General features: G+C 68.3%; 27 protein-coding genes and 1 riboswitch. Of the genes, 13 read left to right on the plus strand and 14 right to left on the minus strand.

Annotated elements, in window-relative coordinates; genetic code table 11:
* The first annotated feature begins 9 nt into the window (after positions 1-9).
* From ACFWAY_RS12050 to ACFWAY_RS12060, 3 genes are read left to right on the plus strand one after another with little or no spacing between them, the layout of a single operon-like run.
* Positions 10-1,629: an amidohydrolase family protein gene (locus ACFWAY_RS12050; RefSeq protein ID WP_378454293.1), complete on the plus strand. Its 1,620-nt coding sequence runs from the start codon at positions 10-12 to the stop codon at positions 1,627-1,629.
* Positions 1,626-2,255, plus strand: a complete 630-nt coding sequence (locus ACFWAY_RS12055; RefSeq protein WP_007297628.1) for a bifunctional 4-hydroxy-2-oxoglutarate aldolase/2-dehydro-3-deoxy-phosphogluconate aldolase — start codon at positions 1,626-1,628, stop codon at positions 2,253-2,255. The genes ACFWAY_RS12050 and ACFWAY_RS12055 overlap by 4 nt, the downstream gene beginning before the upstream one ends.
* Before the next feature lie 42 nt (positions 2,256-2,297).
* Entirely contained in the window at positions 2,298-3,689 is a 1,392-nt protein-coding gene (locus tag ACFWAY_RS12060; protein WP_378510760.1) for a GntP family permease, read from the plus strand.
* On the opposite strand, the gene ACFWAY_RS12065 is transcribed toward ACFWAY_RS12060, so the two are convergent.
* Positions 3,686-4,537: a spermidine synthase gene (locus ACFWAY_RS12065; protein WP_378510761.1), complete on the minus strand. Its 852-nt coding sequence runs from the start codon at positions 4,535-4,537 to the stop codon at positions 3,686-3,688. The genes ACFWAY_RS12060 and ACFWAY_RS12065 overlap by 4 nt on opposite strands.
* A gap of 120 nt (positions 4,538-4,657) precedes the next feature.
* Here ACFWAY_RS12065 and ACFWAY_RS12070 point away from each other — a divergent pair, with 120 nt between their 5' ends.
* The 4 genes from ACFWAY_RS12070 to ACFWAY_RS12085 all read left to right on the plus strand — a co-directional run bounded on the left by ACFWAY_RS12070 (position 4,658) and on the right by ACFWAY_RS12085 (position 8,099).
* Positions 4,658-4,987: a hypothetical protein gene (locus ACFWAY_RS12070; protein ID WP_378454297.1), complete on the plus strand. Its 330-nt coding sequence runs from the start codon at positions 4,658-4,660 to the stop codon at positions 4,985-4,987.
* A gap of 108 nt (positions 4,988-5,095) precedes the next feature.
* Positions 5,096-5,163: riboswitch (cobalamin riboswitch) on the plus strand.
* Positions 5,164-5,227: 64 nt separating this feature from the next.
* Complete coding sequence (locus ACFWAY_RS12075; protein WP_378510762.1) at positions 5,228-6,277, plus strand: ABC transporter substrate-binding protein; 1,050 nt, start codon at positions 5,228-5,230, stop codon at positions 6,275-6,277.
* Positions 6,259-7,314 (plus strand): FecCD family ABC transporter permease, encoded by a 1,056-nt coding sequence (locus tag ACFWAY_RS12080; protein ID WP_378510763.1) that lies wholly within the window; start codon positions 6,259-6,261, stop codon positions 7,312-7,314. Before ACFWAY_RS12075 ends, ACFWAY_RS12080 begins: the two co-directional genes overlap by 19 nt.
* Positions 7,311-8,099 (plus strand): ABC transporter ATP-binding protein, encoded by a 789-nt coding sequence (locus ACFWAY_RS12085; protein WP_378510764.1) that lies wholly within the window; start codon positions 7,311-7,313, stop codon positions 8,097-8,099. Before ACFWAY_RS12080 ends, ACFWAY_RS12085 begins: the two co-directional genes overlap by 4 nt.
* A 21-nt stretch (positions 8,100-8,120) precedes the next feature.
* On the opposite strand, the gene ACFWAY_RS12090 is transcribed toward ACFWAY_RS12085, so the two are convergent.
* Complete coding sequence (locus tag ACFWAY_RS12090) at positions 8,121-9,200, minus strand: PQQ-dependent sugar dehydrogenase (RefSeq protein ID WP_378510765.1); 1,080 nt, start codon at positions 9,198-9,200, stop codon at positions 8,121-8,123.
* Between the two features lie 104 nt (positions 9,201-9,304).
* Here ACFWAY_RS12090 and ACFWAY_RS12095 point away from each other — a divergent pair, with 104 nt between their 5' ends.
* Genes ACFWAY_RS12095 through ACFWAY_RS12105 form a run of 3 tightly spaced genes read left to right on the plus strand, consistent with a single transcriptional unit; the run spans position 9,305 to position 11,576 of the window.
* Complete coding sequence (locus ACFWAY_RS12095) at positions 9,305-9,895, plus strand: hypothetical protein (RefSeq protein WP_378510766.1); 591 nt, start codon at positions 9,305-9,307, stop codon at positions 9,893-9,895.
* A 31-nt stretch (positions 9,896-9,926) separates the two neighbouring features.
* Complete coding sequence (locus tag ACFWAY_RS12100) at positions 9,927-10,751, plus strand: arylamine N-acetyltransferase (protein WP_378454303.1); 825 nt, start codon at positions 9,927-9,929, stop codon at positions 10,749-10,751.
* A gap of 45 nt (positions 10,752-10,796) precedes the next feature.
* On the plus strand, positions 10,797-11,576 hold the full coding sequence (locus ACFWAY_RS12105) for an IclR family transcriptional regulator C-terminal domain-containing protein (protein WP_378454304.1): 780 nt from the start codon (positions 10,797-10,799) through the stop codon (positions 11,574-11,576).
* A 36-nt stretch (positions 11,577-11,612) separates the two neighbouring features.
* Here the strand turns inward: ACFWAY_RS12105 and shiA are convergent, their stop codons facing one another.
* The gene (shiA, locus tag ACFWAY_RS12110; RefSeq protein ID WP_378510767.1) at positions 11,613-12,971 is read right to left on the minus strand and encodes a shikimate transporter; all 1,359 of its coding nucleotides are present in this window, start codon (positions 12,969-12,971) and stop codon (positions 11,613-11,615) included.
* 278 nt (positions 12,972-13,249) lie between these two features.
* On the opposite strand from shiA, the gene ACFWAY_RS12115 reads away from it, so the two are divergent.
* Both ACFWAY_RS12115 and ACFWAY_RS12120 read left to right on the plus strand, forming a co-directional pair.
* On the plus strand, positions 13,250-14,665 hold the full coding sequence (locus tag ACFWAY_RS12115; RefSeq protein WP_378510768.1) for an amino acid permease: 1,416 nt from the start codon (positions 13,250-13,252) through the stop codon (positions 14,663-14,665).
* 114 nt (positions 14,666-14,779) lie between these two features.
* On the plus strand, positions 14,780-15,757 hold the full coding sequence (locus tag ACFWAY_RS12120; protein WP_378510769.1) for a Gfo/Idh/MocA family protein: 978 nt from the start codon (positions 14,780-14,782) through the stop codon (positions 15,755-15,757).
* A gap of 10 nt (positions 15,758-15,767) precedes the next feature.
* Here ACFWAY_RS12120 and ACFWAY_RS12125 read toward each other — a convergent pair whose 3' ends face one another.
* The 9 genes from ACFWAY_RS12125 to ACFWAY_RS12165 all read right to left on the minus strand — a co-directional run bounded on the left by ACFWAY_RS12125 (position 15,768) and on the right by ACFWAY_RS12165 (position 24,026).
* Positions 15,768-17,303 (minus strand): phospholipase C, encoded by a 1,536-nt coding sequence (locus ACFWAY_RS12125; RefSeq protein ID WP_378454308.1) that lies wholly within the window; start codon positions 17,301-17,303, stop codon positions 15,768-15,770.
* Between the two features lie 56 nt (positions 17,304-17,359).
* Entirely contained in the window at positions 17,360-18,226 is an 867-nt protein-coding gene (locus ACFWAY_RS12130) for a TauD/TfdA dioxygenase family protein (RefSeq protein WP_378454309.1), read from the minus strand.
* A 270-nt stretch (positions 18,227-18,496) separates the two neighbouring features.
* Positions 18,497-19,258 carry an SDR family NAD(P)-dependent oxidoreductase gene (locus tag ACFWAY_RS12135; RefSeq protein ID WP_378454310.1) on the minus strand — a complete coding sequence of 254 codons (762 nt, stop codon included), beginning with the start codon at positions 19,256-19,258 and terminating at the stop codon, positions 18,497-18,499.
* The gene (locus tag ACFWAY_RS12140) at positions 19,258-19,749 is read right to left on the minus strand and encodes a nuclear transport factor 2 family protein (RefSeq protein ID WP_378454311.1); all 492 of its coding nucleotides are present in this window, start codon (positions 19,747-19,749) and stop codon (positions 19,258-19,260) included. Before ACFWAY_RS12140 ends, ACFWAY_RS12135 begins: the two co-directional genes overlap by 1 nt.
* Positions 19,750-19,796: 47 nt before the next feature.
* Positions 19,797-20,627 carry a mycofactocin-coupled SDR family oxidoreductase gene (locus ACFWAY_RS12145; protein WP_378454312.1) on the minus strand — a complete coding sequence of 277 codons (831 nt, stop codon included), beginning with the start codon at positions 20,625-20,627 and terminating at the stop codon, positions 19,797-19,799.
* Positions 20,628-20,629: 2 nt separating this feature from the next.
* Positions 20,630-21,430: a mycofactocin-coupled SDR family oxidoreductase gene (locus tag ACFWAY_RS12150; protein ID WP_378510770.1), complete on the minus strand. Its 801-nt coding sequence runs from the start codon at positions 21,428-21,430 to the stop codon at positions 20,630-20,632.
* A gap of 12 nt (positions 21,431-21,442) precedes the next feature.
* Positions 21,443-21,697, minus strand: a complete 255-nt coding sequence (locus tag ACFWAY_RS12155; protein WP_378454314.1) for a hypothetical protein — start codon at positions 21,695-21,697, stop codon at positions 21,443-21,445.
* Positions 21,698-23,389, minus strand: coding sequence for an FAD-binding protein (locus tag ACFWAY_RS12160; RefSeq protein WP_378510771.1), 1,692 nt, complete (start codon positions 23,387-23,389; stop codon positions 21,698-21,700).
* 118 nt (positions 23,390-23,507) lie between these two features.
* Entirely contained in the window at positions 23,508-24,026 is a 519-nt protein-coding gene (locus ACFWAY_RS12165) for a flavin reductase family protein (RefSeq protein WP_378510772.1), read from the minus strand.
* Between the two features lie 130 nt (positions 24,027-24,156).
* Here ACFWAY_RS12165 and ACFWAY_RS12170 point away from each other — a divergent pair, with 130 nt between their 5' ends.
* Positions 24,157-24,894: a PadR family transcriptional regulator gene (locus tag ACFWAY_RS12170; RefSeq protein WP_378510773.1), complete on the plus strand. Its 738-nt coding sequence runs from the start codon at positions 24,157-24,159 to the stop codon at positions 24,892-24,894.
* On the opposite strand, the gene ACFWAY_RS12175 is transcribed toward ACFWAY_RS12170, so the two are convergent.
* Entirely contained in the window at positions 24,891-25,844 is a 954-nt protein-coding gene (locus tag ACFWAY_RS12175) for an alpha/beta hydrolase (RefSeq protein WP_378510774.1), read from the minus strand. The two genes, ACFWAY_RS12170 and ACFWAY_RS12175, sit on opposite strands and share 4 nt — an antisense overlap.
* A gap of 20 nt (positions 25,845-25,864) precedes the next feature.
* Positions 25,865-26,656, minus strand: coding sequence for an IclR family transcriptional regulator (locus ACFWAY_RS12180; protein WP_378510775.1), 792 nt, complete (start codon positions 26,654-26,656; stop codon positions 25,865-25,867).
* Positions 26,657-26,703: the final 47 nt, after the last annotated feature.

A 26,703-nucleotide genomic window follows, 5' to 3' on the forward strand; every position in this document is an offset into this window, starting at 1 on the left:
ACTCACATCATGACCACTCTGATCCGTTCCGCCACCGTCGTCGACGGTTCGGAGGCGCCGAGGTACCGCGCCGACGTGCTCGTCGACGGAGACCGAATCGCCGAAATCTGGCCCGAGGCCGACCACTCCGAGACCGCCCGCCCTCGCGCGGATCGTGTGATCGACGCGGACGGCCTGGTGCTCGCGCCCGGTTTCATCGACATGCACGCCCACTCGGATCTGCAGATCCTGCTGAACCCCGAGCACCCGTCGCGGATCACCCAGGGGGTCACCACCGAGGTACTCGGTCAGGACGGGCTGTCCTACGCACCCGTCACCGACGACGTGCTCGCGGTGGTCCGGCGCAAGATCGCGGGGTGGAACACCGATCCCGAGGATTTCGACTTCTCCTGGCGGAGTGTGGGCGAATACCTCGACCGACTCGATCGCGGTATCGCCACCAACGTCGCATATCTCGTCCCGCACGGGGTCGTCCGGGCGCTGGTGGTCGGCTGGGACGACCGCGCGGCGACGCCCTCGGAGATCGAGGAGATGCAGCGGATCGTGGCGCAGTCCATGGCGGAGGGTGCCGTCGGGTTGTCCGCGGGGCTGACCTACACGCCGGGGATGTATGCGGACAACGAGGAGTTGCTGGCACTGTGCCGGACCGTCGCCGAGTACGGCGGCTACTTCTCCCCGCACCACCGGTCCTACGGCGCCGGTGCCATGGAGGCCTACGCCGAGATGGTCGACCTGACGTCGCGGGCCGGGTGCGCACTGCATCTCGCCCACGCCACGCTGAACTTCGGCCCCAACAAGGGCCGCGCCCCGGAACTGCTCGCCCTGCTCGACACGGCCGAATCCGCCGGTGCGGACATCAGCCTCGACACCTATCCGTACCTTCCCGGCGCCACCACGCTGTCGGCGATCCTGCCCAGCTGGGCGTCGGCGGGCACCATGGAACAGACTCTCGATCGCCTCCGGGATCCGGTTGCCCTCGAACGCATCCGGGAGCATCTCGAGGTCACCGGCTCCGACGGCTGCCACGGGGTGATCGCCGAGTGGCACACACTCGAGATCAGCGGCGTGCAGAACGCCGAACTCGACGACTACGTCGGGAAGACCGTCGCGGACATCGCCGTCGCGGAGAATCGCGACCCCTTCGACGTCTGCATCGACATCCTGATCCGCGACCAACTCGGCAGCGGCATCCTGCAACACGTCGGCCACGAGGAGAACGTGCGCGCAATCATGCAGCACCCCCGGCACACCGGCGGCAGCGACGGACTGCTGGTCGGCGCGAAACCGCACCCGCGCGGGTGGGGAACGTTCGCACGCTACCTCGGGCACTACAGCCGCGACCTCGGCCTGATGTCCCTCGAGGAGTGCGTCGGTCACCTCAGCGGCCGAGCCGCGACCCGGCTGCGACTTGTCGATCGCGGGTACGTCCGCCGCGGATACGCCGCTGACCTCGTGCTCTTCGATCCGGAAACGGTCAGCGACACCGCGACCTACGCGCAGCCGCGCCAGGCGGCGGCCGGTATCACCCACGTATTCGTCCGCGGCCGCCTCGCCCTCGAGGACGGCCGCCTCACCGGCGCGACCGCCGGTAGATCGTTACGCCGCGAAGAAGGAGGAGCAGTTCGATGACCGAGATCGACATTCTGCGTGCCGACCGGGTACTGACGGTGGTGCGAGCGGAGACCATACCCGACGCCGCAGACCTGTGCCACGCACTCGCCGAGGGCGGAATCCGGACGGTCGAGCTGACGTTCACCACGCCCGACGTGCTCCATCATCTCGGCCGCGCCGCCGACGCGGCCGCAGCGGCAGGCAGCATCCTCGGCGTCGGAACCGTGATGACCGGCGATCAGGCCGCCGCCGCGATCGACGCCGGCGCCCGGTTCCTCGTCACCCCCGGCATCCGTCCCGACGTCGCGAAAGTCGCGACGGGACGCTCGATTCCCGTCTTCCTCGGCGCGTTCACCCCCACCGAGGTGGCCATGGCCGTCGATCTCGGCTCGGCCGCGGTCAAGATCTTCCCCGCCAAGCGACTCGGCCCCGACTACCTGTCGGACCTGCACGGCCCGTATCCCGGCGTGGAACTCCTGCCGTCGGGTGGGATCAACGATTCCAACGCCCGCCAGTTCCTCGACGCCGGCGCGCTTGCCGTGTGCGCGGGCACCAGCGTCGTCCCACCGTCCAGCGTCGCGGCAGGCAACTGGACCGACATCACCGACCGCGCACGATCGTTCGTCGCCGCGCTCTCGAACTAGACCCACTCTCGCCCGACCCCACCCACCTCCCCTGGAGACGCAATGACGTCGTTCGTCGACTGGCTGCAGCACGACACAGCCGGACTACTCACTCTCGCAGCGGTATCCATCGCCGTGCTGTTGCTCCTCATCATCAAGCTGAAGCTCGAGCCGTTCATCGCGCTGATCGTCGTCGGCGTCGGCGTCGCGCTCGTCGCGGGAGTGTCGGTGGTCGAACTGGTCGGCACACCGACGTCGGCGGCCGACTCGATTCTGGAGAAGGGGTTCGGCGGCATCCTGGGGCACATCACCCCGATCATCGGCCTGGGCACCGTCCTCGGCGCGATGATGGAACGCTCCGGCGGTGCCGACGTCCTGACCGAACGACTACTGAAGTTGTTCGGGCCCAAGGGCGCTCCGCTCGCGATGGGTGTCACCGGCCTCGTTCTCGGCATCCCGGTCTTCTTCGACATCGGCATCTTCATCCTCGCCCCGCTCGTGTACGTGGCGGCGAAGCGCGGCGGCAAGTCGCTGGTGATGTACGCGATGCCGATGCTCGCCGGCCTGTCCATGACCCACGCGTTCCTGCCGCCGCACCCGGGCCCCGTCGCCGCGGCCGGTCTGCTGCACGTCGACATGGGCTGGATCATCATCATGGGCCTCGCCTGCGGCATCCCCGCCTGGTTCGTCAGTGGTGTCGTCTGGGGTAGCTGGATCGGCAAGCGCGTGATCATCGAGGTCCCCGACGAGTTCATCCCGGAGGAGAAGGACGCCGACAAGAACCCGCCGCCACTCTGGCTGATCTCGTTCATCATCCTCGTGCCGATGGTGCTGATCCTCGGTGCGACGGTCGGCAACGTGGTCCTCGACGAAGGCTCGACGCTGCTGTCGGTCCTCATCTTCCTCGGCACGCCCACGATCGCGCTGACCATCGCCGTCCTGCTGGCGCTGTACCTGCTCGGTACCCGGCGCGGAATCACGGCGCAGGAGATCGGTGCGATGTCCGCGGCGGCGTTGAGGCCGGTCGGCATGATCCTGCTGGTCGTCGGTGCCGGCGCGTTCTTCGGCGCGGTGCTGCGGGCCACCGGAGTCGGTCAGGCCCTGGCCGACTCGATGGACGCACTCGGTCTCCCGGTCATCCTGTCCGCGTACCTGATCAGCTGCGCACTCCGCATCGCCCAGGGTTCGGCGACCGTCGCCATCGTCACCACCGCAGGCGTCATCGAACCGTCGGTCGCGGCCGGAAACTACTCGTCCGCGCAGATCGCCCTGATCGTGATCGCCGTGTCGGCAGGATCCATCATCGCCAGCCACGTCAACGACGGCGGATTCTGGATCGTGTCACGATATTTCAACATGTCGGTGAAAGACACCCTGAAGACGTGGACGGTGCTCGAGACCATCCTGTCGGTGGTGGGCTTCGCGATGGCCTCGCTGATCTGGGTGCTGGTCTAGCTCCCGGAGTCCGCGTCGCGCAGCACCCGCGCCGCACCGGCGAACGTCCGCACCTGCCGGTCGTCCCAGACATGGGCAGGCACACCACCGCCCAGCAGTGTGCGGACGAGTGCAGGGTCGTCGCCGATCGGCACGTCGCTGCCCGCGATCACGATGTTGCCGTAGCGGCGGCCCTTGAGCATGGCCGGATCGGCGATGATCGTGGTGTGCGGAAACACGCTGCCGATGGTCGCCGCCTCCCGGCGCGCCAGGACGAGGTCGCGGGTGTCGCCGCAATTGACCGCATAGATCCCGCCGGGCGCCAGCACCCGTCGCACTTGCCCGGTGAACTCCGTCGTCGTCAGCGGTGCCGGGGTCGTGTTGCCGGCGAACACGTCGCGCACGATCAGGTCGCGGCTGGACTCCGTCAGCGTCTCGGTGACCGCGCGCGCCTCACCCACCCGCAGTCGCAGCAGTGGGGCCCGGGGCAGGTCGAACCATTCGCGTACCAACTCGGCGAGCCTGCCGTCGAGTTCGACCACGACCTGCCGGGCGTCCGGATACGTGACGGCGAGATGCCGGGCCAGCGAGCAGGCGCCGCCGCCGAGGTGCAGGGCCCGCACCCGCTGGTCCGTTCCCCAATGCGAAGCGACCAATTCGGCGATCCACCGCATGTACTCGAAATCGAGGTGTGCGGGATCCGACAGGTCGATGTGGGAACTCTCGACCCCGTTCACCTTCAGCACCCAGCCGTGCGGGTTGAGGTGGTCTTCCGCCAGTTCGCACGTGCCCGTGTCGATCGGGTACACGCCGGCGACGGGACCCCCGCCGGCTGTCCGGGCAGCCCGACCGCCGCGCTGCCTGCCCATCGCCCGTCTTCCCTACTGCTCGCGCCGCCCGCTCGCGTCTGCTGCGAGAATCGTCCTCCCACGATACCGGGACGAGACACGGGTGACCTACCGTGGTGACGCGCACGAGAAGGGAAGACGATGGAACCTCAGGAAGTCGACTTCGCGCACACCGAAGGCGCTGCGAAGCGACGACGCGAGAAGGCGATGGGACTCGCGCGGTACGTGTGGGATCGCGGAATCAGCGGTCAGGAACTCCTCGACCTCACCGATAGCACGCTGCGGAAACTCGCCCGGGCGGCCGGGTCGAACCCACCGAGCACCATGGAGACGTGGCTGACCGTGGTCGAGTTGCTCGACCAGAAGTCGGCGTGGGCGGAGCGCCACCCCGACCATCCCGCCGCCACCCCGGCGCACCGCGACGAGAAGATCATGTGGGTGAAGCCGCCGATCGTCCCCTGGACCGACTGACCTGTGAGTACTTGTTAACCGCGGGCGGTTAACAAGTACTCACAGGCGGCGGAGCCGCAGGCCGGGTATATGGTGTCCGAGGCCGTCCGTACGGCCACGATCGGCGAGGGAACCCGGTGTGAATCCGGGGCTGACGCGCAACGGTAACGGTCCTTCGAGGGCCGGAGCCCGAATACTCCTGATCGCGTTCGGTGAATTCTCGGCTCCGCGACTGGGCCCTGATGAAGGAGTTCCCGCGCCATGCGCATCTCGTTCCGGCAGGCTGCTGCCGTTCTCTGCGCGGCATCCGCGCTGCTCGTCTCCGGTTGTTCGTCGGCCGGCGACTCCCCCGCCACCGAGGAGACCGCCGCCGCGGATTCCTCCCGCTACCCGATGACCCTGGAGAACTGCGGGCACACGGTCACCGTGGACGCGCCGCCTCAGCGGGCGGTGTCGCTGAACCAGGGTTCGACCGAGATCCTGCTGTCCCTCGGTCTGGCGGACCGCCTGGCGGGAACCGCCACCTGGACCGACCCCGTCCGCGACAATCTGACCGCCGACAACGCGAGGGTTCCGCGGCTCGCCGACAACAAGCCGTCGTTCGAGGTGGTACTCGACACCGAACCCGATTTCGTGACGGCGTCGTTCGGCGGCACCCTCGGGCCGGGCGGTGTGGCCGATCGCGACCAGTTCGACCAACTGGGCGTCCCCAGCTATCTGTCGCCGACCGATTGCGTAGGCAAGACGGACGAGAGCGTCAACGCCGACGGGGCGCGCACCGAGCCGCTGCGCATCGACACCGTCTACGAGGAGATCCGCGAACTCGCCGCGATCTTCGACGTCCGCGACCGCGGTGAGCAGTTCGTCGCGGAATTGCAGCAGCGGTTCGACGCCGCCTCGCGTGAGGTCGAGGCCTCCGGGGTGTCGCTGGCGTACTGGTTCGCCGACACCAAGACCCCGTACATGGCGGGTTGCTGCGGATCCTCGGGCATCATCACCAACTCGGTCGGGGCGCAGAACATCTTCTCCGACACCACCAACGAGTGGCCGCAGGTGAGCTGGGAGAGCGTGCTCGACCGCGACCCCACCGCCCTCGTCCTCGCCGACCTCAGCCGCCGGAGCATCGACGGCGATGCGCTCGACAGCAAGATCGCGTTCCTCGAGTCGAACCCGGTGACGCAGCGGCTCACCGCCGTCCGGGACAAGCGGTACATCGTCGTGAACGGCGCCGACATGAACCCGTCGATCCGCACCGTCGACGGCGTGGAGAAGACGGCGGCCGCGCTGAAGCAGTGGGGACTGGCGAACTGACCTTGGCGGCAACACGGTTCGACTCCAGGCCGCTGCTCGCCGCGCTCCTCCTCGGCGGTGTGGTGGTGCTCGCGGCGTCGATCGGGGTCGTCATCACCCTCGGTCCGGCGAGCCTGTCGGTGGGCGACGTGTACGCGGTGGTCCTCGAGCACTTCGGTCTGGGCAGTTCGGGGGTGAGCAGGATCAAGGACGGCATCGTGTGGGAGTTGCGCCTGCCGCGGACCCTTCTCGCGGCGGTGTGCGGCGCGGGTCTGGCGTTGTGCGGAGCGATCATGCAGTCGCTGCTGCGCAATCCGCTCGCCGACCCGTTCGTGCTCGGCATCTCGTCGGGCGCGTCCACCGGGGCGGTGCTCGTCGTCGTCCTCGGTCTCGGCGCCGGGGCGGTGTCGTTGTCGGCGGGTGCATTCGCGGGTGCGGTGATCTCGTTCGCCCTGGTGATGCTGCTGGCGACCGGCGCAGGCGGCGGCACGTCGCGGGTGGTGCTCGCGGGAGTGGCCGGTACGCAACTTTTCTCCGCGTTGACGTCGTTCATCGTGATCTCGTCCGCCGACGCCGAGCAGACCCGCGGGGTGCTGTTCTGGCTGCTCGGGTCGCTGTCCGGGGCCGACTGGGCGGACGTGGCGCTCTGCGGGGCCGTCACCGCGATCGGCATCGGCGTCTGCCTCCTCACGTCCTCCGCGCTGGACGCCTTCGCATTCGGGAACACCGCGGCCGCATCCCTCGGAGTGTCCGTGCGGTGGATCCGCCTCCTGCTCCTCACCGTCACCGCGCTGGTCACGGCGGCGCTCGTCAGCGCGGCGGGCGCGATCGGGTTCGTGGGGCTGGTCCTGCCGCACGCCGCACGGTTCCTCGTCGGCCCCCGGCACAGCCGGCTGCTGCCCACCACCGCCGTGGTCGGCGCGATCTTCATGGTGTGGGTGGACGCGATCGCCCGCACCGTGTTCGCACCCCAGGAAGTTCCCGTCGGGGTCGTCACCGCCCTGATCGGCGTCCCGGCCTTCGCCGTCATCCTCTTCCGCATGAGGACGAGCCCATGACCCTGCGCGCCGCGAACCTCGGCTGGAGCCGCGGCGGACACCTCGTGCTCGACGGGGTGTCCGTCGACCCCGCAGCAGGCGAGACCATCGGACTTCTCGGCCCCAACGGTTCGGGCAAGTCCTCACTGCTGCGATTGCTCAGCGGGATCGCCGAGCCCGACACCGGCCGGGTCCTCCTCGACGACACCGACATCAGGACCCTCCGGCGACGGCAGATCGCCCGCCGGGTGGCGATGGTCGATCAGCATTCCGACACGGAGGTCGACATCACCGTCCTCGACGTGGTCCGGCTCGGCCGCATCCCGCACCGCGGAATGTTCGGCGGCGACGAGTCGGCTGACGCCCCGGCCGTCGAGCGCGCCCTCCAGCACACCGGCATGACGTCGAAGTCGCACCGGCTGTGGCACACACTCTCCGGCGGCGAACGGCAACGCGCCCAGATCGCGCGGGCCCTCGCGCAGGAGCCGGACGAACTGCTGCTGGACGAGCCGACCAACCACCTGGACATCCAGCATCAGCTCGACATCCTGTCCCTGGTCGCCGAACTGCCTCTCACCAGCTACATCGCCCTGCACGATCTCAACCTCGCCGCGATGTTCTGCGATCGCGTAGTGGTGTTGGAGGGCGGCCGCATCGTCGCCGCCGGCTGTCCCGCCCAGGTCATCACCGAGGCCCTCGTCGAGCAGGTGTACCGGGTGCGGGCGGGGGTCACCGTCGATCCCGTCACCGGCTACCCGACCGTCACGTACCGTCCGGTGCGCTCCGCGCCCGTGAGTACTTATTAACCGCCCGTGGTTAATAAGTACTCACGGGCGCAGCATGAGAATGCGGTCGTCACCGTCCCCGGGATCGCCGCGCCCGTCGCGGTTGCTGGTGCTGAACCAGACGGCACCGTCCGGTGTCGCGACGACGGTACGTAGTCGCCCGTACTCGCCTTCGAACAGCGACTGCGGTTCGCCGAGCGAGCCGTCAACGCCCACGGGGATCCGCCACAGTCGTTCGCCGCGCAGCGCCGCGACCCACAGCGCGCCGTCCTGGAACGCGAGCCCGGACGGGGACGCCTCGCCGGTGGACCATTGGACCACCGGGTCGACGAAGCCTGCCTCGTCCGACCGCCCCTCGACCTCCGGCCATCCGTAGTTGCCGCCCGGTTGGATCAGGTTCACCTCGTCCCAGGTGTTCGCCCCGAACTCGGTGGCCCACAGCCGGCCGGCGTCGTCCCACGCGAGGCCCTGCACGTTGCGGTGCCCGAGCGACCAGACGGGTGAACCGGGGGTGGGGTTGTCGGCCGGGATCGACCCGTCGGGGTTGATCCGCAGGATCTTGCCGCCGAGCGAGGACGGGTCCTGGGCGCGGGGCCGGTCGCCGGCTTCACCGGTGGCGACGTACAGCCTGCCGTCCGGGCCGAATGCGATCCGCCCGCCGTCGTGGATGGATCCGGCGGGGATGCCCGTCAGGATCGGGGCCGGCTCGCCGAGGCTGCGACCGTCGAACCGCAGGGCGACCACCCGGTTGTCGTCGTCCGTGGTCAGATACGCGTAGATCGTCTGATCCGACGCGTAGGAGGGCGAGACGGCCAGGCCGAGCAGCCCCGATTCGCCCCGAGCCGCCACGCCGGGCACCTCGCCGATCACGGTCGTGTCGCCGTTCGCCTGCAGGTGCCGGATCGCGCCGCTGTCGCGTTCCGCGATCAGTGCCGTTCCGTCCGGCAGGAGCGCTATCCCCCATGGCACGTCGAGGTCGGCGGCGATCACCGTGGGCTCGCTGCCTGCGGACGCGGCGACTGCGGTGGTCGCCGACGGCTCCGCGGAACTCCCCTCCGACTGGCATGCCGCGCACGTGACGGCCACCAGCAACGCTGTGGCCGCGAAAAGTCGCCGTCCCATGGGTGTCCTCCCGTCACGCGACCGCACCCTGTTCATCCTCCCCCAGGTGAGTGGCAAAGTATCCTCGACCACGCATCGCCACTCACATGAGGAGGTGACGGCGGGTGATCCTTCCGCGGAAGATCGCGCAGGGGGTGGCAGACGGCATCGTCACGGTCGCCTTCCGCCGCTGGGCAGCACCGCGGGTGCTCGAGGGCTCGGAGTTCCACACCGTCTCCGGAATGGTCCGGATCAGCTCGATCACGACCGTCGACCCGGACGGAATCACCGAGGCCGACGCCCGCCGCGCCGGGGCCGCGTCCGTCGCCGACGCGCTGGCCGCGCTGCGCGGCACCCCCGGACAGCCGGTGTACCGGATCGGCCTCGAGTGGGTCGGCGAGGATCCCCGCATCGCACTGAGCAGCGACGGCGACCTCTCGGACGACACGATCGCGGATATCGCGCAGCACCTGGAGCGCCTGGATGCGCGGAGCAGTCACGGCCCGTGGACGCGCACGATCCTGCAGCTCGTCGCCGACAACCCCGGCCGCCGCGCGCCCGATCTCGCGGAGAGCCTCGGCCGCGAGACGCAGCCGTTCAAGCGGGACGTCCGGAAGCTGAAGAACCTGGGGCTGACGCACAGCCTCGACGTCGGGTACCGGATCTCGCCGCGTGGCGCCGCCTACCTCGCGGCAACCGCTCCCGACGACCTCTGATCGGTGATTCGCCGCGCTTACACTGTGCTCCATGGCCACTGCGGGCGATCTGAATCTGGAGCGGTATTTCGAACGGATCGGATACGACGGCGACCGATCCGCGACGACGGCGACGCTGAACCAGGTTGCCGCACATCACGCCCGGTCGATCCCGTTCGAGAACCTCGACCCGTTCCTCGGCACACCGAACCGGCTCGATTTGCCGTCGCTTCAACAGAAATTGGTCGAATCACGAAGAGGCGGTTACTGCTTCGAGCAGAATCTTCTGCTGCGGGCTGTCCTGCTCGAGCTCGGATTCGACGTGACGCCGCTGGCCGCGCGGGTTCTGTGGGGATCTCCGATCGATGCGGTCACTCCGCGCTCACACATGCTGTTGCTCGTCGACGTCGCCGGCGAGCGGCGGCTCATCGACGTCGGGTTCGGCGGCATGACCCTCAACACGACGCTGCGCCTCGAACTGGACACCGTGCAGGAGACCCCGCTGGAACCGTTCCGGCTGGTCGACGTCGCGGGCGATTACGCGATGCAGGCGCTCGTCGGTGACGAGTGGCGGACCCTCTACCGGTTCGACCTCACCAGGCAGTACCCCGTCGACTACGAGGCCCCCAACTGGTATCTGTCGACCTGGCCCGGATCGCATTTCGTGACCGGACTCATGGCGGCGCGGGCCACGGAAGACCGCCGCTACGCCCTGGCCGGAACGCGACTGACGGTGCACCACCTCGGCGGGTCGTCCGAGCGGCGCGAACTGGCGACCGTCGACGAACTGCGGGACAGTCTCGAGACCGATTTCCTCATCGACACGAGCGGACTGCCCGCACTGGATGCGGCGTTCAGCCGGCTCCGGCACACGTAGTCGCCCGGTAGCATGACGGCGTGCGCGAAACAGGTGGCTGCTGAGGTGGCCGAGCAGCCGGCGTCGGGGGAACGGTATTTCCTCGAGTCCCTGGACCGTGGCCTGAGCGTTCTCGAATGCTTCGACGACCAGCACCGGGAACGCACACTGAGTGAGGTGGCGCAGGCTGTCGGGATCACCCGGTCCACGGCGCGCCGTATTCTGCTCACCCTGGTGGACAAGGGTTTCCTGCGTCTCGACGGACGCAACTTCTCGCTCACGCCCCGCGTGCTGCGGTTCGGCTTCTCGTACCTCGCCGCGCTGCGACTACCGCAGGTCGCCGATCCGCACATCGAGGCTCTCGCGAAAGAGCTGGGCGAGACCATCTCGGTCACCATCCTCGACGGTCCCGACGTGGTGTACGTGGCGCGGGTCCGCTCGCCCAGGATCATCCGTATCTCCATCACGGTGGGCATGCGGTTCCCCGCGTACGCGACGTCGACGGGACGGGTTCTGCTGGCGGGACTTTCGGCCGACGCGCTCGACGGCTACCTGAAAGCCACCGAATTCCAGTCCTTCACACCCCACACGATCTCCGACGCCGAACAATTGCGCGCCGAGGTCCGGAAGGCCGCCGCGGACGGCTGGTCGATGTCGGAGAACGAACTCGAGATCGGTATCCGCGGCGCGGCCGTTCCCATCCGGGATCGGACGGGCGCCGTGGTCGCCGCCCTCAACTCCTCGCTGCAGGGCACCCAGTACACGCGGAACGACGTCGAGGCGTCGGTGGTGCCGAAACTCGTCGCGACCGCGGAGCGGATCGGTTCCGACCTGTCCCTCGGCTGACCACCTACGCGGCGCGCCTCGCCTGTGCAGCCATGTTCAATGCGCGTTCTCGAGCTTGGCTTGTGTGGCGGCGTCCGACTCGTCGGCACTCGAATCGGGCTGGAGTCGCCACGCGATCAGTGCGCTGACGATGCAGCCGCCGGCCAGGTACACGGCCACGAGGTGCCAGGACCCGCCGCTGGCGGTGACCAGCGCTGCCGCGATGAACGGGGTGAAGCCGCCGCCGATCGCGCTGGCCACCTGGTATCCGACGCCCGCGCCGCTGTACCGGTACTCGGCCCCGAACATCTCGGTGAACAGGGGCTGCTGCACGCTGACGACCATGTCGTGCGAGATGTTGACGAGGAGCACGGCGAGGATGACGGTGCCGACCATCGACCCGTTCTCGAGGAAGAGGAAGAACGGGAACGCGCACACCGCGCCGATCAGGGCGCCGAGGATGTAGACGCGCCGCCGGCCGTGCTTGTCGGACAGCCACGCGAACAGCGGGATGGTGCCGATACCGACGGCACCGACGAGCAGGCCGACGTTGAGCATGAAGTTGCGCTCCATCCCCAGTTCCTGAGTGGAGTAGCTCAGCGCGAACGTGGTCACGATGTACATGGAGAACAGTTCGGCGAAACGCAGACCGATGATCTGGAGGAAGGCCTTCGGGTGGTTGCGCAGTGCCTCGACGAGCGGAATCCGCTTCTTGTCCTGCGCGGTCTGCTCCTCCTCGACTTTCTCGACCTTTTCGACGAACTCGGGGCTCTCCTGGACTCCGGCGCGGATCCACAGACCGATACCGACCAGGACGACGCTGGCGACGAAGGGGACACGCCAACCCCACTGACTGAACGCGTCCTCGGTGGTCAGGTTGCTCATGAGCATGACGAATCCGGTGGCGAGGATGAGTCCGACTGAGTAGCCGACCTGCACTCCGCTGCTGTAGAACGCCTTCTTCTTCGGCGGCGCGCTCTCGACGGCCATCAGCGCGGCCCCACCCCATTCGCCGCCGACGGCGAAGCCCTGGATGGCGCGCAGCGTGACGAGCAGGGCCGGTGCCCACCAGCCGATCGACCCGAACGACGGCAGCAGTCCGATCAGGGCGGTGCTCGTGCCCATGATCAGGACGGTGAGGATCAGCATCCGCTTGCGTCCGATGCGGTCGCCGTAGTGGCCGAACACCACGCCTCCGAGCGGTCGGAACAGGAACCCGACGCCGAACGTCGCGAACGCGGCGAGCGTTCCGATCGCCGGGCTGACGTTCGGGAAGAACTCCGAGTTGAAGACCAGTGCGGCGACCAACCCGTAGAGCAGGAAGTCGTACCAGTCGATGACCGCGCCGACGAAACTGCTCAGCGCTGCTCTTCGCGCCTGCTTCTCGGCTGCCGGGGTGAAGGCGTGATCGCTCATTCCGAAGTCCCGTCTAGGTTGGTGCCGGACAACCCTGTTCGCATACCGAACGCATGTCCGCTGACTGAATAATGTGACGGTAGCCATAGCGTTTCCGCGTTGTCAAGACAAAGCAGATGCGCGGCACCCACTGGGCAGATGCGTGGTACTGCCGTTTCGTCTATCTCGACCGCACGAAATTCACCGAATCGGCGGTTCCGGAGCCCCCGCGACTCGTACACACTTTCCCGAATCAGCGACGCACATCACACCCGGAGTAGCGCCGAAGGGATTTCTTCATGTCAGGAACCACCGATCCGCAGCTTCAGCACACGCTGAAGAAGCGGCACCTCTCGATGATCGCTATCGCGGGGGTGATCGGCGCAGGCCTCTTCGTGGGCTCCGGGGTCGCGATCCGCGAGACGGGCCCCGGCGTTCTCGTGGCCTACGCACTCGCGGGCATCGTCGTCATCCTGGTGATGCGCATGCTCGGCGAAATGTCGACCGCCAACCCCGAGACAGGATCGTTCTCGGCGTACGCCGACCGCGCGATCGGCCGCTGGGCCGGCTTCAGCATCGGCTGGCTCTACGCGTGGTTCTGGATCATCGTCCTCGGCATCGAGGCGACGGCAGGCGCAGTCATCATGAACCGCTGGATTCCCGACGTCCCGCAGTGGAGTTGGGCACTGATCCTGATGGTGTTGCTCACGCTGACGAACATCGCGTCCGTGAAGTCGTTCGGCGAGTTCGAGTTCTGGTTCGCGTCGATCAAGGTCGCAGCGATCGTCATCTTCCTGGTGCTCGGTGTCCTCGCGATCTGCGGAGCCCTGCCCGGCGTCGAAGCGCCCGGACTCACCAACCTCACCGGCCACGGCGGGTTCTTCCCCAACGGGGCAGGTGCCGTGTTCGCAGCGGTCCTCGTGGTCGTGTTCTCGTTCTTCGGTGCCGAGATCGCCACCATCGCCGCAGGTGAATCCGCGAACCCCGTGGCGGCAGTGCGCAATGCGGTGCGTTCCGTCGTGTGGCGCATCCTCATCTTCTACATCGGCTCCATCGCCGTCGTCGTGACGCTGCTCCCCTGGGACGACGCCTCCGTCGCGCTCAGCCCGTACGTCGCCGTCATGGACTCGTTCGGCATCCCTGCGGCCGGCAACATCATGGACGTCGTCGTGCTCACCTCGGTGCTGTCCTGCCTGAACTCCGGCCTGTACACGGCGAGCCGCATGATCTTCTCGCTCTCCCGCCGCGGCGACGCCCCGGCCTCGCTGTCGAAGATCGGCTCGTCCGGCGTTCCGCGCCAGGCCGTGCTCGTCTCGACGGTTGTGGGATTCCTGACCGTGGGCCTCAACTTCCTGTACCCGGACACCGTGTTCCTGTTCCTCGTCAACTCCTCGGGCGCGATCGCCCTGTTCGTGTGGCTGGCCATCTCGGTGTCGCAGTTGCGCATGCGGCGCAGCCTCGAGGCGGAGGGCAAGGACCTGTCGCTGAAGATGTGGTTGTTCCCGTACCTGACGTGGTGCACCATCGCCGCCATCATCGCGCTCTGCGTCGGCATGCTCGTGCTACCGGAGACCAGGAGCCAGATGTACGTCTCGATGGGACTCGCCGCCGTTGTGGTCGGAATCGGGATCTATCGTCAGCGCACGCGCGGTACCACCGACGAGACGCCGGATCCCTCGACCTCCGGCGAAACGGTCGACGTCCTCCGCCCCTGAGCTCGGACCGGCCGCCGCCGTTCGCATAACGAACAGTAGTGCGCTCTCAGAACTCGGCGTACAGTCCCGCCGAGGGAAGGCCGGACCCACCGGCCCGAGGAAGGACCGAAGCTCATGAGGTGGGCGATTCTCGGCGCGAGCAACATCGCTGCCACACGCGTGCTCCCCGCGCTACGCGAGTGCGGGCAGGCCGCGGCAGTCGTGCTCAGCGGTGACGCGGCGCGCGCGGAGGACTACCGGCGGACCCACGACATCGAGTCCGCTACCGGCGACCTGCGCGAGGCCGTGGGCGGGGACGTCCAGGCCGCCTACATCTCCTCGACCAACGACAAGCACTTCGACCACGCCATGGCCGCGATCGACGCGGGCTTGCACGTGCTGTGCGAGAAGCCGCTCTCCTTCGACGTCACTCAGGCGCAGAAGATGGTCGACGCGGCCGCGGCCGCGGGGGTCGTCTTCGCGACCAACCATCACCTCCGCACCCATCCCGTTCACCGCGCAGCGCGAAAGATGCTGGCGGAGGGTGCGATCGGCGACATCCTGTCAGTGCGCGTCAGCAACGCCATCCTGCTGCGCCAGGCCCTGCGTGGGTGGCGCCTCGACGGCGTCGGCGGCGGAGTCGTCCTCGACCTCGCGGTGCACGACATCGACACGCTCCGCTTCGTCACCGGGATGGAACCGACCACGGTGACGGCGGTGGGCGTGTGCCAGGGACTGAGCGAGGGTCCGGCGGACGCCGTGATGACGAGCGGCGTGCTCGGCACTTCCACCCTGTTCTCGCTCCACGACGCGTACACGGTCCCGGGCGCCGTGACCGGATTCGAGATCCACGGAACGTCCGGCACTCTCGTCGCCACCGACTGCATGCGCCCCGATCCCACCGGAACGCTGCGGATCGTCGCGGACGGGCAGGACACGACCGTCCCGCTCGAAACCGTCGACAACCTGTACGCACCGGGGATCCGGGCGTTCGTCGACGCCGTCCGCGGGGACGGTGGGCCCGTGGCGACCGGACACGACGGACTGCGTTCGGTGACCGCCGCGCTGGCCGTCCTGCAGTCGATCGAGGAGGGCCGCGCGGTGCGTCCCTGAGGAGAGGTCGCTACATGATCAGCCCGCTGGGGCGTCGCCGCAGCGGCGACTGTTCCTGCACGGGCATCGAATTCGGCGGGACGGGGTAAGGTGCACCGGCGTTGAGCGTCCCAGCGGCCACGTTCGGCCCGCACTGCGCGATCGCCGCCTGCAAGCGTGGCCCGGGGTCGGTCATCACGGGAACACCGGAGTTCGGTGCCGACGAGAAGTCGAAGGCGGACGTCATGTCGCCGACGGCGCCGCGGCGCCACTCGGTGAGGTTGGGGACGGGCACGCCGAACCGCTTCTCCAGCAGCCGGAGCTGCGACGTGTGGTCGAACGTGTCGGACGCGACGAGGCCGCCGCGACTGTACGGCGAGATGATCAGCGACGGCACCCGGAAACCGAGGCCGATCGGACCGGGGTTGTTCTCGCTCTCCGACACCGTGTTCAACGGAACCGTGAGGTATTCGCCCGGGGTACCCGGCGGCGGGGTGGGCGGGGTGACGTGGTCGAAGAAGCCGCCGTTCTCGTCGTAACTGATGATCAGCGCCGTCTTCTCCCAGATCGCCGGGTTCGACGTGAGGATGTCGAGTACCTCGACGATCCCGACCGCGCCCGCGGCCGGCGGAAGCGCCGGATGCTCGCAGGTGAAGATGTTGGGCACGATCCAGGACACCGCGGGCAGGGTGCCGTTCGCGACGTCGGCCCGGAAGTCGTTCGGGTACGTCGGATCGAGGCCGCGGCGAGCGAGTTCCGAATTCGGGTCGCTGTACTGCGTGAAGCAGCCGAGCATCCCGTCGAGAGCCACACTCGACACGGGGCCGAGGTCCTTGTTGGCGTACACCTTCCAGCTGACGCCGGCCTCCTGCAGGTTCTCCGGATAGGTGCGCCACGAGTACACGAATTTGGGGATCACCGTCGGCGTCTCGACCAGCGGCCCGCCTGCCAGCCCGTCCGGGTCGATAGTGCCCGTCATCCAGTACAGCCGGTTCGGGTCCGTCGGTCCGAGTACCGAGCAGAAGTAGTGGTCGCAGATCGTGAAGGCATCCGCGAGGTCGTAGTGCACCGGGATGTCGGCTCGCGTGTAATAGCCCATCGTCGCGGGACCGTTGAGCGGCCCCTCGTGCGCGATGTGCACCGGCATCCACCGGTCCATCGCGCCGCCGTTCCACGCGTCGTGCTGAGGACCCCACGAATGGGTGGGGTCGTTGATGCACTCGCCGTCGAGGTGCGTGCCCTGCGTGGTGTCGAGCCGGAACGGGTTGAGAAACCCGGTCGGGGTCGGCCCGGCACCCGGCGTCCAGCCGTACTGCTGCCACGCCGGTGACGGGTCGTCGAACCCGCGCACCCCCGACAGCGTGCCGTAGTAGTGGTCGAACGAGCGGTTCTCCTGCATGAGGTAGACGAAGTGCTCGATGTCGTTCAGCGACCCGCTACCGCCCGGGTCCTGCGCGTAGGCGCGGTCGATCACCGGTCCCGCCCACGAACTGAGAAAGGCGGCGCCACCGGCCGCTGCGGCGGAGGCGAGGAACTTGCGTCGTGAGATGTCCGATGCCGGGGTCACGGATCGTGACGGTAGTCGCTGCGAAGGCCGCCCGCCCGGCGAATGCGGAGGTTGCCCTACTGCGGGCCGAAAGGCACATCACCTTCCAACGTGATGCGGTGCATGACACGGTGCTGGGTGCCGTAGTCGCGGTTGGCGTAGTGCACGGTGCTGCGGTTGTCCCACAGCACGAGGTCGCCGAGGCGCCAGCGGTGCCGCACGATGTGCTCGGGTTTGGTCAGGTGTGCGTAGAGGAAGTCGAGGATTCCCCGGCTCTCCGCCTCGGACACTCCGGCGATGTGGGACGTGAAGCCCGGGTTCACGAAGATGCCCTTGCGTCCCGAATCCGGGTGAACCCGCACGACGGGATGCTCGACGGGCACGAGCGCCGTGACTTCCTCACCGTCCCAGACGTTTCCCTTGCCGCCACGCTTCTGCGCGAGGTAGTACCCGAACTCGCGGTTGCCGTCGTGCACCGCGGTCAGCTGGTCGATCATCTGCCGGACCGGCAGCGAGAGAGACTCGTACGCGAGTTGGCTGTCGGCCCAGTTGGTGTCGCCTCCGTGCGGTGGGAGGACGACGGGGCGGAGGATCGACCCCAGCGGCGGTCGCTTCATGAACGTCACGTCGGTGTGCCACACGTCGGCGAAACCGTTGTCCTGGCTGTCGAGCGCGTACACCTCCTGCGCGACGTCGCCGCTGTCGTGGACGGGGTGCCCCGCGGTCAGCTGCCCGAGACGGCGACCGAACTCGATGTGGCTCGCGTCGTCCAGTGACTGACCCCGCAGGACCAGCACCTTGTGTTCGGTCAACGCCGACCGGATCGCGGCCACCTCGCCGTCGGTGGCGGCCCCGACGTCCAGGCCGATGATCTCGGCCCCGAAGTGGGGGCCGAACTTGTCGAGCGTCAGCGACGCTGTTCTGGTTTCGAATGCAGTACTCATGATGTCTTTCCGCGATGGTGATCGAGCCTGGAGACGGGCGCACCGGCCCGGACCTGCGAACGCGGAGAATGCGTGAGGAATTACCGGATGCCGGAGGCTACCGAGGACTGGACAGCACGCGGTACGCGCGCCGGGCCATCAGCAACAACAGATGTTGGCGCACGTACGGCACAGGTCGACGGTGAGGCGTCGCACCAGGTGAGTCGTATGCACGACGCAATTCCTACCGGATGGGAGGGAAATGAGCAAGCTCGGGGCAATCGGCGGCGATCAGCTCCAGCGCGCCTGACCGCCGTCGAGCGGGATGGTGGCGCCCGACAGGTAACCGGCGTCGGGGCCCACGAGGAAGACGACGGCACGTCCGATGTCCTGCTCGCAATCACCGATCCGGCCGAGCGGGATCGACTTCACGAACTCGGCGGCCTCCTCGGGATTGTTCTCCGTCCACCATTTCAGGCCCGGGGACAGTGCATGCGGCGCAATCGCATTGACACGGATCCCGTCGGGTCCCCATTCGCTGGCCGCGGTCCGGGTGAGCGAGCGCATCGCCTCCTTCGTGGCCGCGTAGAGCCCGTAGCCGCTGGTGTCCCACCGCACCGCCGACGAGCTGACGAGGTTGATGATCGAGCCGCCGCCGCGCGCCTTCAGGTGCGGGTAGCACAGCTGCATGAGGAACAGGGTGGCCACCGGACCGACGGCCATGGCGCGGTCGAGAAGTTTCGGAGTGATGTCGAGGAGCGGTCCGAGCGCGCTCGCGTTGGCGTTGTTGACGAGGATGTCGATGCCACCGAACGCGTCCACGACCCGGTCGACCATCGGGCCCAGCTGATCGCGTTTGCTGACGTCGCAGACGATCGGCTCGGCGACGCCGCCGAAGTCGGCGATGGCGGCGCACGTGTCGACGAGTTTCGCCTCCGTTCGCCCGACCACCGCGATCCGGGCGCCCTCCTTGGCCAGCGCGAACGCCATGCCGGCGCCCACTCCCTGACCGGCGCCGGTGATCAGTGCGACCTTGCCGTCCAGTGTCCCCATCACGAGTCTCCTTTGCCGGGTTCCGTGTCCGCTGCCCACCGGTTGGACGTCAGCCGGAAGCTGGGAATGTCGGACAGCGACATCACCGCCTCGTAGGTGCGCTCGTATCCGGTGTGCGCGATCCGCCATCGGCCGTCCGGTCCGCGGAAGTAGCGGTCGGAGTAGAACGCCGCCCCGCGCAGCAGCATGCCGTGTTCCGGGATCAGCACCGTGTCGGAGAGGTACCAGCGTCCGGTCGCCGTGTCGCCGTCGACGTCGATCTCCGGGTGACCGCAGTGGTGTTCGGTGATGGTGTTCGCTCCGAGGGTCGACTTCATGTATTCGACGAGCGCGTCGCGGGAGTCGAAGGTGAGGCGCTCACCGTAATTCGCGGTGGCGTCCGGCAGCAGGGTGTCGGCGAACTCGTCCCAGCTCTTCGTGTCCAGCGCGCGCAGGTACGCGTACTTGAGCCTGCTGATCGCGGCGACGTCCTCGAGATCGGAAACTGACACCTGTTCTACATACCACGGATGGCACACCACACGGACCGACTAGGGGATTATCGACTGACGCTGCCCGCGTCGACCGGCAGGGCGACGGACGTGATGTACCGCGCCTCGTCCGAGGCCAGGAACAGCGCGGCGTTGGCCACGTCGACCGGCTCGATCCACGGAATCGACAGCATGTTCATCGTCACGGCGGCCGCCGCGAACTCTTCGCGGGTGGGGTGCACGAGGTCGGGCCGGAACGCCCGCCGCACCATGTCGTTCTGGATCATGTCCGTGTCCACGTTCGTGGGATGCACGCTGTTGACCCGCACCCGGTGCGGCGCGAGCTCCTTGGCCAGCGACCGCATCAGTCCCACCACCCCGTGCTTGGCCGCGGTGTAGTGGGCGACGCCGACGAGCCCGCGCAGACCGGCGATGGAGCTCGTCAGGACCATCGCCCCGCCGCCCCGCTCGATCAGGTGCGGGGCCGCCGCCTTGCACGTCTGCCACACCCCCGTCAGATTGACGTCGAGCATCGTCTGCCACGTCTCGGAGTCGAGCTCCAGCGCGGCACCCGAGGACGTGATGCCTGCCGTCGCGCACACGAAGTCCAGCCCGCCCAGCTCGCCGGCCGCCGCGGTGACCGCCTCGGCGAGCGCCGTCCCGTCACGCACGTCCACCTGCGCGGTCACGATCCGGCGGCCGGTGTCCCGGACCAGTTTCGCGGTCTCCTCGAGGTCCTCCGGACTCGCCGGTGGCGTCACCACCGTGCCGACCGGGCCGCACAGGTCGACGGCGACGACGTCCGCGCCCTCCTGTGCGAACCGCAACGCCTGCGCCCGGCCGATCCCGCGTGCGGCACCGGTGACCAGGACGACTCTTCCGTTCACTCGACCTGTCATCTCTACACCTTCTGGGTCAGTCCGGCGTCGACCACGAGTTGTGTGCCGGTGATGTAACGCGATTCGTCCGAGGCCAGGAACAGCAGCGCATTGCTGACGTCCCGCGAGTCCAGCCACGGAACGGGCAGCATGTGGTTCGCTGCGAGGACGGGGACGACGTCGTCCCGGGTCGGATTCTCGAGGTCCGGCCGCAGCCGTGCCATCGTCTCGGAATTCAGGGTCATGCGGGTACCGACGGCACCGGGGTGCAGCACGTTCACCCGGATGAACTGCGGTCCGAGTTCGTTGGCGAGGGTCCGGGCCAACCCGACCACGGCGGTCTTGGACGCCGAATAGTGGGCGGCCCCGGCCACTGCCTTGATGCCGGCGGTCGAACTGACGATCACGACGGAACCGCCGCCGTCCCGCATCGCCGGAACCGCAGCCTTCGCCGTGTTCCAGATGCCGGTGAGGTTGACGTCGAGCGATCGATGCCAGACCGAATCGTCGATCGTCCACGCCGGTCCGGGGTTGTCGCAGACACCGGCATTCGCGACGACGACGTCGAGGGGGCCCAATTCCGCGACTCCGGCGTCGACCGCCGCGCGCAACGCCGACGGGTCACGCACATCGGCGTGGGCGACGACCGCCCGCCGGCCGAGTTCGCCGACCAGCCTTCCCGTTTCGGTGAGATCCGATTCGGCCGACGGCAGATCGACGACGACGACGTCGGCGCCCTCCTCCGCGAGCCGGACCGCGTGACTGCGTCCCATGCCGTTTCCGGCACCGGTGATGAAGGCGACCTTGCCTGCCATCCGTGACATCGGTTGTCCCTTCTAGTCCAGGCGGCCCGGAGTCGGGTAGCTGCGCAGGGAGAGCCCCACCCGCCCGGTCTCCACCGCATCGTCGATCGATCCGCGCAGCGCGCCGCAGGTGGGGACGAACATCGAGTGCTCCCCCTCCTGCGCACGCTGGGCGAACTCCGGGCAGGTCTGCTCGGCGTCGCCCAGCCACTGCACGCTCGTGTGCGCCTCGCTGTATTTCTCCACGAGCACCGCATTACCGCAGCGCCGGCATTCGACGGGAAGCACTCAGCTCACCGCCCCGGTGACATTGCGGGGCCCCGCCCCGGCTGCATGCCGAGCGCCGACCCAGCCGAACACCATCGCGGGACCGATGGTCGCGCCTGCACCGGCGTAGTCGTTGCCCATCACGGACGCCGACGTGTTGCCCGTGGCATAGAGCCCGGCGATCGGTTCGCCGCTGCCACGGCACACCTGGCTGTGCTCGTTGCACACGAGCCCGCCCTTGGTGCCGAGGTCGCCGGCTTCCATCCGCACCGCGTAGTACGGGGCCCTGTCGACCTCGTCCAGGGTCGGGTTGGGCAGTCGCGGGTCGCCGTAGTACCGGTCGTAGGCGCTGTCGCCGCGACCGAAGTCGGCGTCGACCCCCGCACGCGCGAAACCATTGAACCGGGCGATCTCCGCGGACAGCGACTCCTCGGGAACGCCCATCTTCTGCGCGAGCTCGCCGAGGGATGCGGCGCGCTGCATCAGCCCAGTCTCGAACCACTCCGCGGGGAACTTCTGGCCGGGCATCACACCACCGAACTGGTAACGGCTCTTGGCCTTCGAGTCGAACACGAACCACACGGGGTCGTGACCACCGGCGATCTGGTCGTGGACGAACGACACGTACGGGGACGCCTCGTTGGTGAACCTCTTGCCGTTCTGGTCGACGATCAGCGACGGCGGGATCGACCGCTCCGACACCAGGACGTGCATGATGCCGTCCGGCCGCCGGAACGACGGCATCCACCAGGCGTCGTCCATCAGATCGACGGCGGCGCCGACCTGCTCCCCCGCGACGATTCCGTCTCCGGTGTTGTCGGGTGAGCCGGCGCTGTAGTTGTCCTTGCCGCCTTCCCGGAGGAACCGCTTCCGCATCTCCTCGCTCTGCTCGAATCCGCCGGTGGCCATCATGACGCCGCGGCGGGCGCGGATCCGCAGTTCCTGTCCCCCGGACTCGACGACCGCGCCCGTGACAGCTCCTGATTCGTCCGTGACCAGACCCTTCAGTGGGGAGTTCAGCCACAGCGGAACCCCTGCCTCCTGGAGCGTGAGCCGTAGCCGGCCGACGAGGGCCTGCCCCAGAGTCTCCATCCGCCTGCGCCGCAGCATCGCCAAGACCGAACGCCAGCCGACACCCAGCGCGGTCCTGCGTCCGGCCCAGGTGCGGAAGAACATGTTGAGGTGACGGAACTCGGTGGACGTCATGTACAGCCCACCCGGCATCGCGAGGGAGTTCGGCCGCTGCAGGTCGCCGTCGGCGCCGAGCTGGTTCATGTCGAACGGCAACGGTTCGACCGTCCGCCCCTTCGGCCGTCCGCCCACGTTCTCGGGGTGGTAGTCGGAATAGTCCTCGCACCAGGAGAACCGGAGATGCGGGCAGTTCTGTTCGAAGAACCTCATCATGGCCGGCCCCTGCTCGATGTACGCGTCGAGACGTTCGGCCGGAACGCTGTCGCCGACGATCGACTCCAGGTACTTCCGGACGTCGCCGGGGTCGTCGGCGCGACCTTCACGGACGAGAATCGGAGAGTTGGGAATCCACAGGGCGCCGCCGGACAGTGCCGTCGAACCGCCGTATACCCCGGCCTTTTCGACGACGAGGGTGTCGAGTCCTCGCTCGGCCCCGGCGAGGGCGGCGGTCATTCCACCCGCACCGCTGCCGATCACCAGGAGATCTACCTCCCGGTCCCAGTTCTGCTCGTCTACGCTCATCGTGCACACCTTCCGAAGTGGTCTCGATCACACCCTGCCGGTGTCAATTGCTTTTTCCCACAGCCTTTCCCGCGGAGCGGGAGACAGCGGCACCGCCGCCGAGCGGGAGAAAGCGCGGCTACGTGGCCGCGGTGAAGATGCCGAGCCCGCCGCGGTACACCAGGAGCGGCGGCGCATCCCGCAGCACGTCCAGGCCGCTGACGCGCGCGACGACGATGGTGTGGTCACCGGCGTCGTGCTCGAACTCGACGGTGGCCTGCACCTGCGCGAGCACACCGTCCAGCGCCGGGGCACCGTTTCCGGCGTGCGACCACCCGACGCCGGAGAACTTGTCGGCGCCGCTGGTCGCGAACGTGTCGCACACGTCCCGCTGGTCGTGGGCGAGGACGTTGACGCAGACGTGTTCGCTCGCCCGCAACCGCGGCCAGCTGGTCGACGTCCGTGCGGGGCTGAACGACACGTACGGCGGGTCCAGCGACAGCGACACGAAGGACTGGCACGTGAAGCCGTGCGGACTCTCGCCGTCGTGTGCGGTGATCACCGTGACGCCGGTGCAGAAGTGCCCGAGCACCGCCTTGAGCTCGGCGGCGTCGATGCGTCGTGCCACCGGCGGCACGGGTTCTTCGGTTCGGGTCATCGTGTCTCCTCGGATCGACGGGTTGCGTTCAGCCTGGCCGCGGCACCTCCCGGCGGGGAATGCCCCGTCCCGCCCAGCGGCAGGGTTTCGCGCTGTCCAGCCGGCGGCGCACGGTTGATAGGCTCGGGAAATGCCATCGTCCGACCCCACACAGAGCTCCGGGTTCGCCGGCCTCCGATCGACGAGCTGGCCGGTACTCGGCATCCTGTCGTTCGGCGAGGAACTGTCCGGCTACGACCTGAAGAAGTGGGCGTCGTACAGCGTGCGTTTCTTCTACTGGAGCCCGTCCTTCAGCCAGGTGTACTCGGAGCTGAAGAAGCTCGAGGACCTGGGATACGTGACGTCGCGGACCGTCGTGGACGACGAGGCGCGGGTGAAACCCAAGCGCCTGTACAAGATCACGGACGCGGGCATGGCCGTCATGCGCAGCTGGGCGCGGGAGGCGCCGATCGATCCGCCCGTCCTCAAGCACGGCGTGATGCTGCGCATGTGGCTCGGTCACCTCACCGAGCCGGAACAGCTCAAAGATGCCCTGAAGGAGCACATCTCGTACGTGGAGGGGATGAGCAGGCAGGCCGCACTCGACGCCCGCGATTCCGACGTCGAACCCACGTGGGCGTTCGCGCACATGGTCAACAAGTGGTCCGAGCGTTACTACGCAGCCGAGAGCGAGCTCGCGAAGCAGATGCTCGCCGACATCGACGACGCCGTCGAGCGGATGCACGGTGAAGGGACGCCGGAACATCCCGGTGTGCCGAAACCGACCGCATCACATTCGATCCGGCGCTCCCGCGAGGCGCAGCAGGAGTACCAGGCCGCAATGAAAGCGGCACAGGACGCGGACGACGAGGCGGAGCGCGAAGACTAGCCGGACGGAGTCCGCACCGGTTCGGCCAGCAGATTCCCGAGCTGAGGCCACAGCTCTCGCCGCGCGGTCTGCGCCGCGGCCATCGCGTCAATCGTCAAGAATCCGTGGAACATTCCCTCGACCCGCCGGCATTGCACGGGAACACCGGCGTCGGCGAGCGCCCCGGCGTATTTCTCCCCCTCGTACCGGAGGGGATCGCGTTCGGCGGTGATCACGATCGCGGGTGGGAGCCCGCCGAGGTCCTCCGCCCGGACCGGGGCGGCGTAGGCGGGTACGGTCTCGCGGTGGGTCGGCAGGTACTGATCCCAATACCATTGCATCGCAGAGCGGGTGAGGAAGTGATCTTCCGCGAACTCCTCGTAGGACTCGGTGTCGAAGACCGGTTCGATGACGGGGTAGATCAGTAGCTGTCCGGTGACGGCGGGGGCCTCCCGGTCCCGGGCCATCAGCGCCGCGACCGCCGCGAGGTTGCCTCCGCTGCTGTCGCCGGCGACGAGAAGACGGTCCGGATCGCCGCCGAACTCGCGGGCGTGCTGCGCGACCCAGCACGTCGCGGCGTAGGCGTCGTCCGCTGCGGCGGGCCACTGCGATTCCGGAGCGAGTCGGTAGTCGACGGAGACGACGACGGCGCCGATCCCGTTGCACATCGCGCGGCAGAAGCCGTCGTGGCTGTCGAGGTCGCAGATCACGAACCCGCCGCCGTGGAAGAAGACGACGACGGGCAGGAACTCCGCGGGATGCCCTGCCGGCGAATAGATGCGTGCCGCAATCGGTCCGGCCCCGCCGGGGATCTCCCGGTCGCGCACACTACCGACCGACTCGGGGTCGACGACGGGCTTACGTCCCGCCTTCGTCGCCGCCCGCGCCTGCGCGCCCGTCATGGTCTCCACCCGGGGAAAGTTCTCGTTCAGTCCCCGGAGGATGGACTCGGCCTGCTCGTCGAGCGGCATTCGTGCTCCTTCGTCCCGCCTCAGGCGGAGTATCGGTCGGCGCGTCCGGCGCCCGGCGTCGCGGTCGACATGTAATTACGCCAGGTGCCCTTGGCGGACATGCGAATCGGTGCGGTCAGACGGTGATCGAGCTTGATCTGGCTGCTCGGACCGCACACGGAGATGGCCGCCACCACGTTGTCCTCGGTGCCCACCGGCACGGCGACGCAGCTGACGCCCACGAGATCCTCTTCCCGGTCGTATGCCGCCCCGCGTTCACGGGTCTTCTGCAACTCCGCGCGGAACGCGGCAGGTGAGTCGATGCTGAATCGTGTGCTGCGGGGCAGACCCGCCTCGACGACGCGGTCGACCACGGACTCGGGCGAGTGCGCCAGCAGCACCTTGCCGACACTCGTACAGTGCGCGGGCTGGCGGCCGCCGACGCGGGACGGCAACCCGACGCCGAACCGTCCGGCGATCTTCTCCAGGTAGACGACGTCGATTCCTTCGAGCACTGCGAGGTGCACGGCGTGCCCGGTGAGCCGGTGGAGTTCGTGCAGGAAGGGCAGCGCGGCCCGGTGCAGACGGTCCTGATGCACGGCCAGCGACCCGAGTTCGAACAGCCGCATGCCGAGTTCGTAGTCGCGGCCTTCCCGGCGGAGCCACCGCAGCTGGACGAGACGTTCGAGCATCCGGTGCGCGGAGGATCGCGGAAGCCCCGTGCGGCGCACGATCTGCGCGAGCGTGAGCCTGCCCGGGCCGTCGAAGGCGTCGAGGAGAAGGGCGGCGCGATCGAGGCCGGCGGTGGGGGTGGGGCTGAGTGTCGTCGTCATGGGGACCTCCGTAGCGGCGCTGCTCGATGCGGCGACGCGGTGTGTGA

The sequence above is a fragment of the Rhodococcus sp. NPDC059968 genome, from assembly GCF_042738615.1.
Lineage (GTDB): Bacteria > Actinomycetota > Actinomycetes > Mycobacteriales > Mycobacteriaceae > Rhodococcus_F.

Excerpts from the sequence above, each read along its gene's own strand:
- ACFWAY_RS12050 (WP_378454293.1), top strand. The coding sequence starts at position 10 with ATGACCACTCTGATCCGTTCCGCCACCGTCGTCGACGGTTCGGAGGCG.
- ACFWAY_RS12055 (WP_007297628.1), top strand. The coding sequence starts at position 1,626 with ATGACCGAGATCGACATTCTGCGTGCCGACCGGGTACTGACGGTGGTG.
- ACFWAY_RS12060 (WP_378510760.1), top strand. The coding sequence starts at position 2,298 with ATGACGTCGTTCGTCGACTGGCTGCAGCACGACACAGCCGGACTACTC.
- ACFWAY_RS12065 (WP_378510761.1), bottom strand. The coding sequence starts at position 4,537 with ATGGGCAGGCAGCGCGGCGGTCGGGCTGCCCGGACAGCCGGCGGGGGT.
- ACFWAY_RS12070 (WP_378454297.1), top strand. The coding sequence starts at position 4,658 with ATGGAACCTCAGGAAGTCGACTTCGCGCACACCGAAGGCGCTGCGAAG.
- ACFWAY_RS12075 (WP_378510762.1), top strand. The coding sequence starts at position 5,228 with ATGCGCATCTCGTTCCGGCAGGCTGCTGCCGTTCTCTGCGCGGCATCC.
- ACFWAY_RS12085 (WP_378510764.1), top strand. The coding sequence starts at position 7,311 with ATGACCCTGCGCGCCGCGAACCTCGGCTGGAGCCGCGGCGGACACCTC.
- ACFWAY_RS12090 (WP_378510765.1), bottom strand. The coding sequence starts at position 9,200 with ATGGGACGGCGACTTTTCGCGGCCACAGCGTTGCTGGTGGCCGTCACG.
- ACFWAY_RS12100 (WP_378454303.1), top strand. The coding sequence starts at position 9,927 with ATGGCCACTGCGGGCGATCTGAATCTGGAGCGGTATTTCGAACGGATC.
- shiA (WP_378510767.1), bottom strand. The coding sequence starts at position 12,971 with ATGAGCGATCACGCCTTCACCCCGGCAGCCGAGAAGCAGGCGCGAAGA.
- ACFWAY_RS12115 (WP_378510768.1), top strand. The coding sequence starts at position 13,250 with ATGTCAGGAACCACCGATCCGCAGCTTCAGCACACGCTGAAGAAGCGG.
- ACFWAY_RS12120 (WP_378510769.1), top strand. The coding sequence starts at position 14,780 with ATGAGGTGGGCGATTCTCGGCGCGAGCAACATCGCTGCCACACGCGTG.
- ACFWAY_RS12130 (WP_378454309.1), bottom strand. The coding sequence starts at position 18,226 with ATGAGTACTGCATTCGAAACCAGAACAGCGTCGCTGACGCTCGACAAG.
- ACFWAY_RS12135 (WP_378454310.1), bottom strand. The coding sequence starts at position 19,258 with ATGGGGACACTGGACGGCAAGGTCGCACTGATCACCGGCGCCGGTCAG.
- ACFWAY_RS12145 (WP_378454312.1), bottom strand. The coding sequence starts at position 20,627 with ATGACAGGTCGAGTGAACGGAAGAGTCGTCCTGGTCACCGGTGCCGCA.
- ACFWAY_RS12150 (WP_378510770.1), bottom strand. The coding sequence starts at position 21,430 with ATGTCACGGATGGCAGGCAAGGTCGCCTTCATCACCGGTGCCGGAAAC.
- ACFWAY_RS12160 (WP_378510771.1), bottom strand. The coding sequence starts at position 23,389 with ATGAGCGTAGACGAGCAGAACTGGGACCGGGAGGTAGATCTCCTGGTG.
- ACFWAY_RS12165 (WP_378510772.1), bottom strand. The coding sequence starts at position 24,026 with ATGACCCGAACCGAAGAACCCGTGCCGCCGGTGGCACGACGCATCGAC.
- ACFWAY_RS12170 (WP_378510773.1), top strand. The coding sequence starts at position 24,157 with ATGCCATCGTCCGACCCCACACAGAGCTCCGGGTTCGCCGGCCTCCGA.
- ACFWAY_RS12175 (WP_378510774.1), bottom strand. The coding sequence starts at position 25,844 with ATGCCGCTCGACGAGCAGGCCGAGTCCATCCTCCGGGGACTGAACGAG.
- ACFWAY_RS12180 (WP_378510775.1), bottom strand. The coding sequence starts at position 26,656 with ATGACGACGACACTCAGCCCCACCCCCACCGCCGGCCTCGATCGCGCC.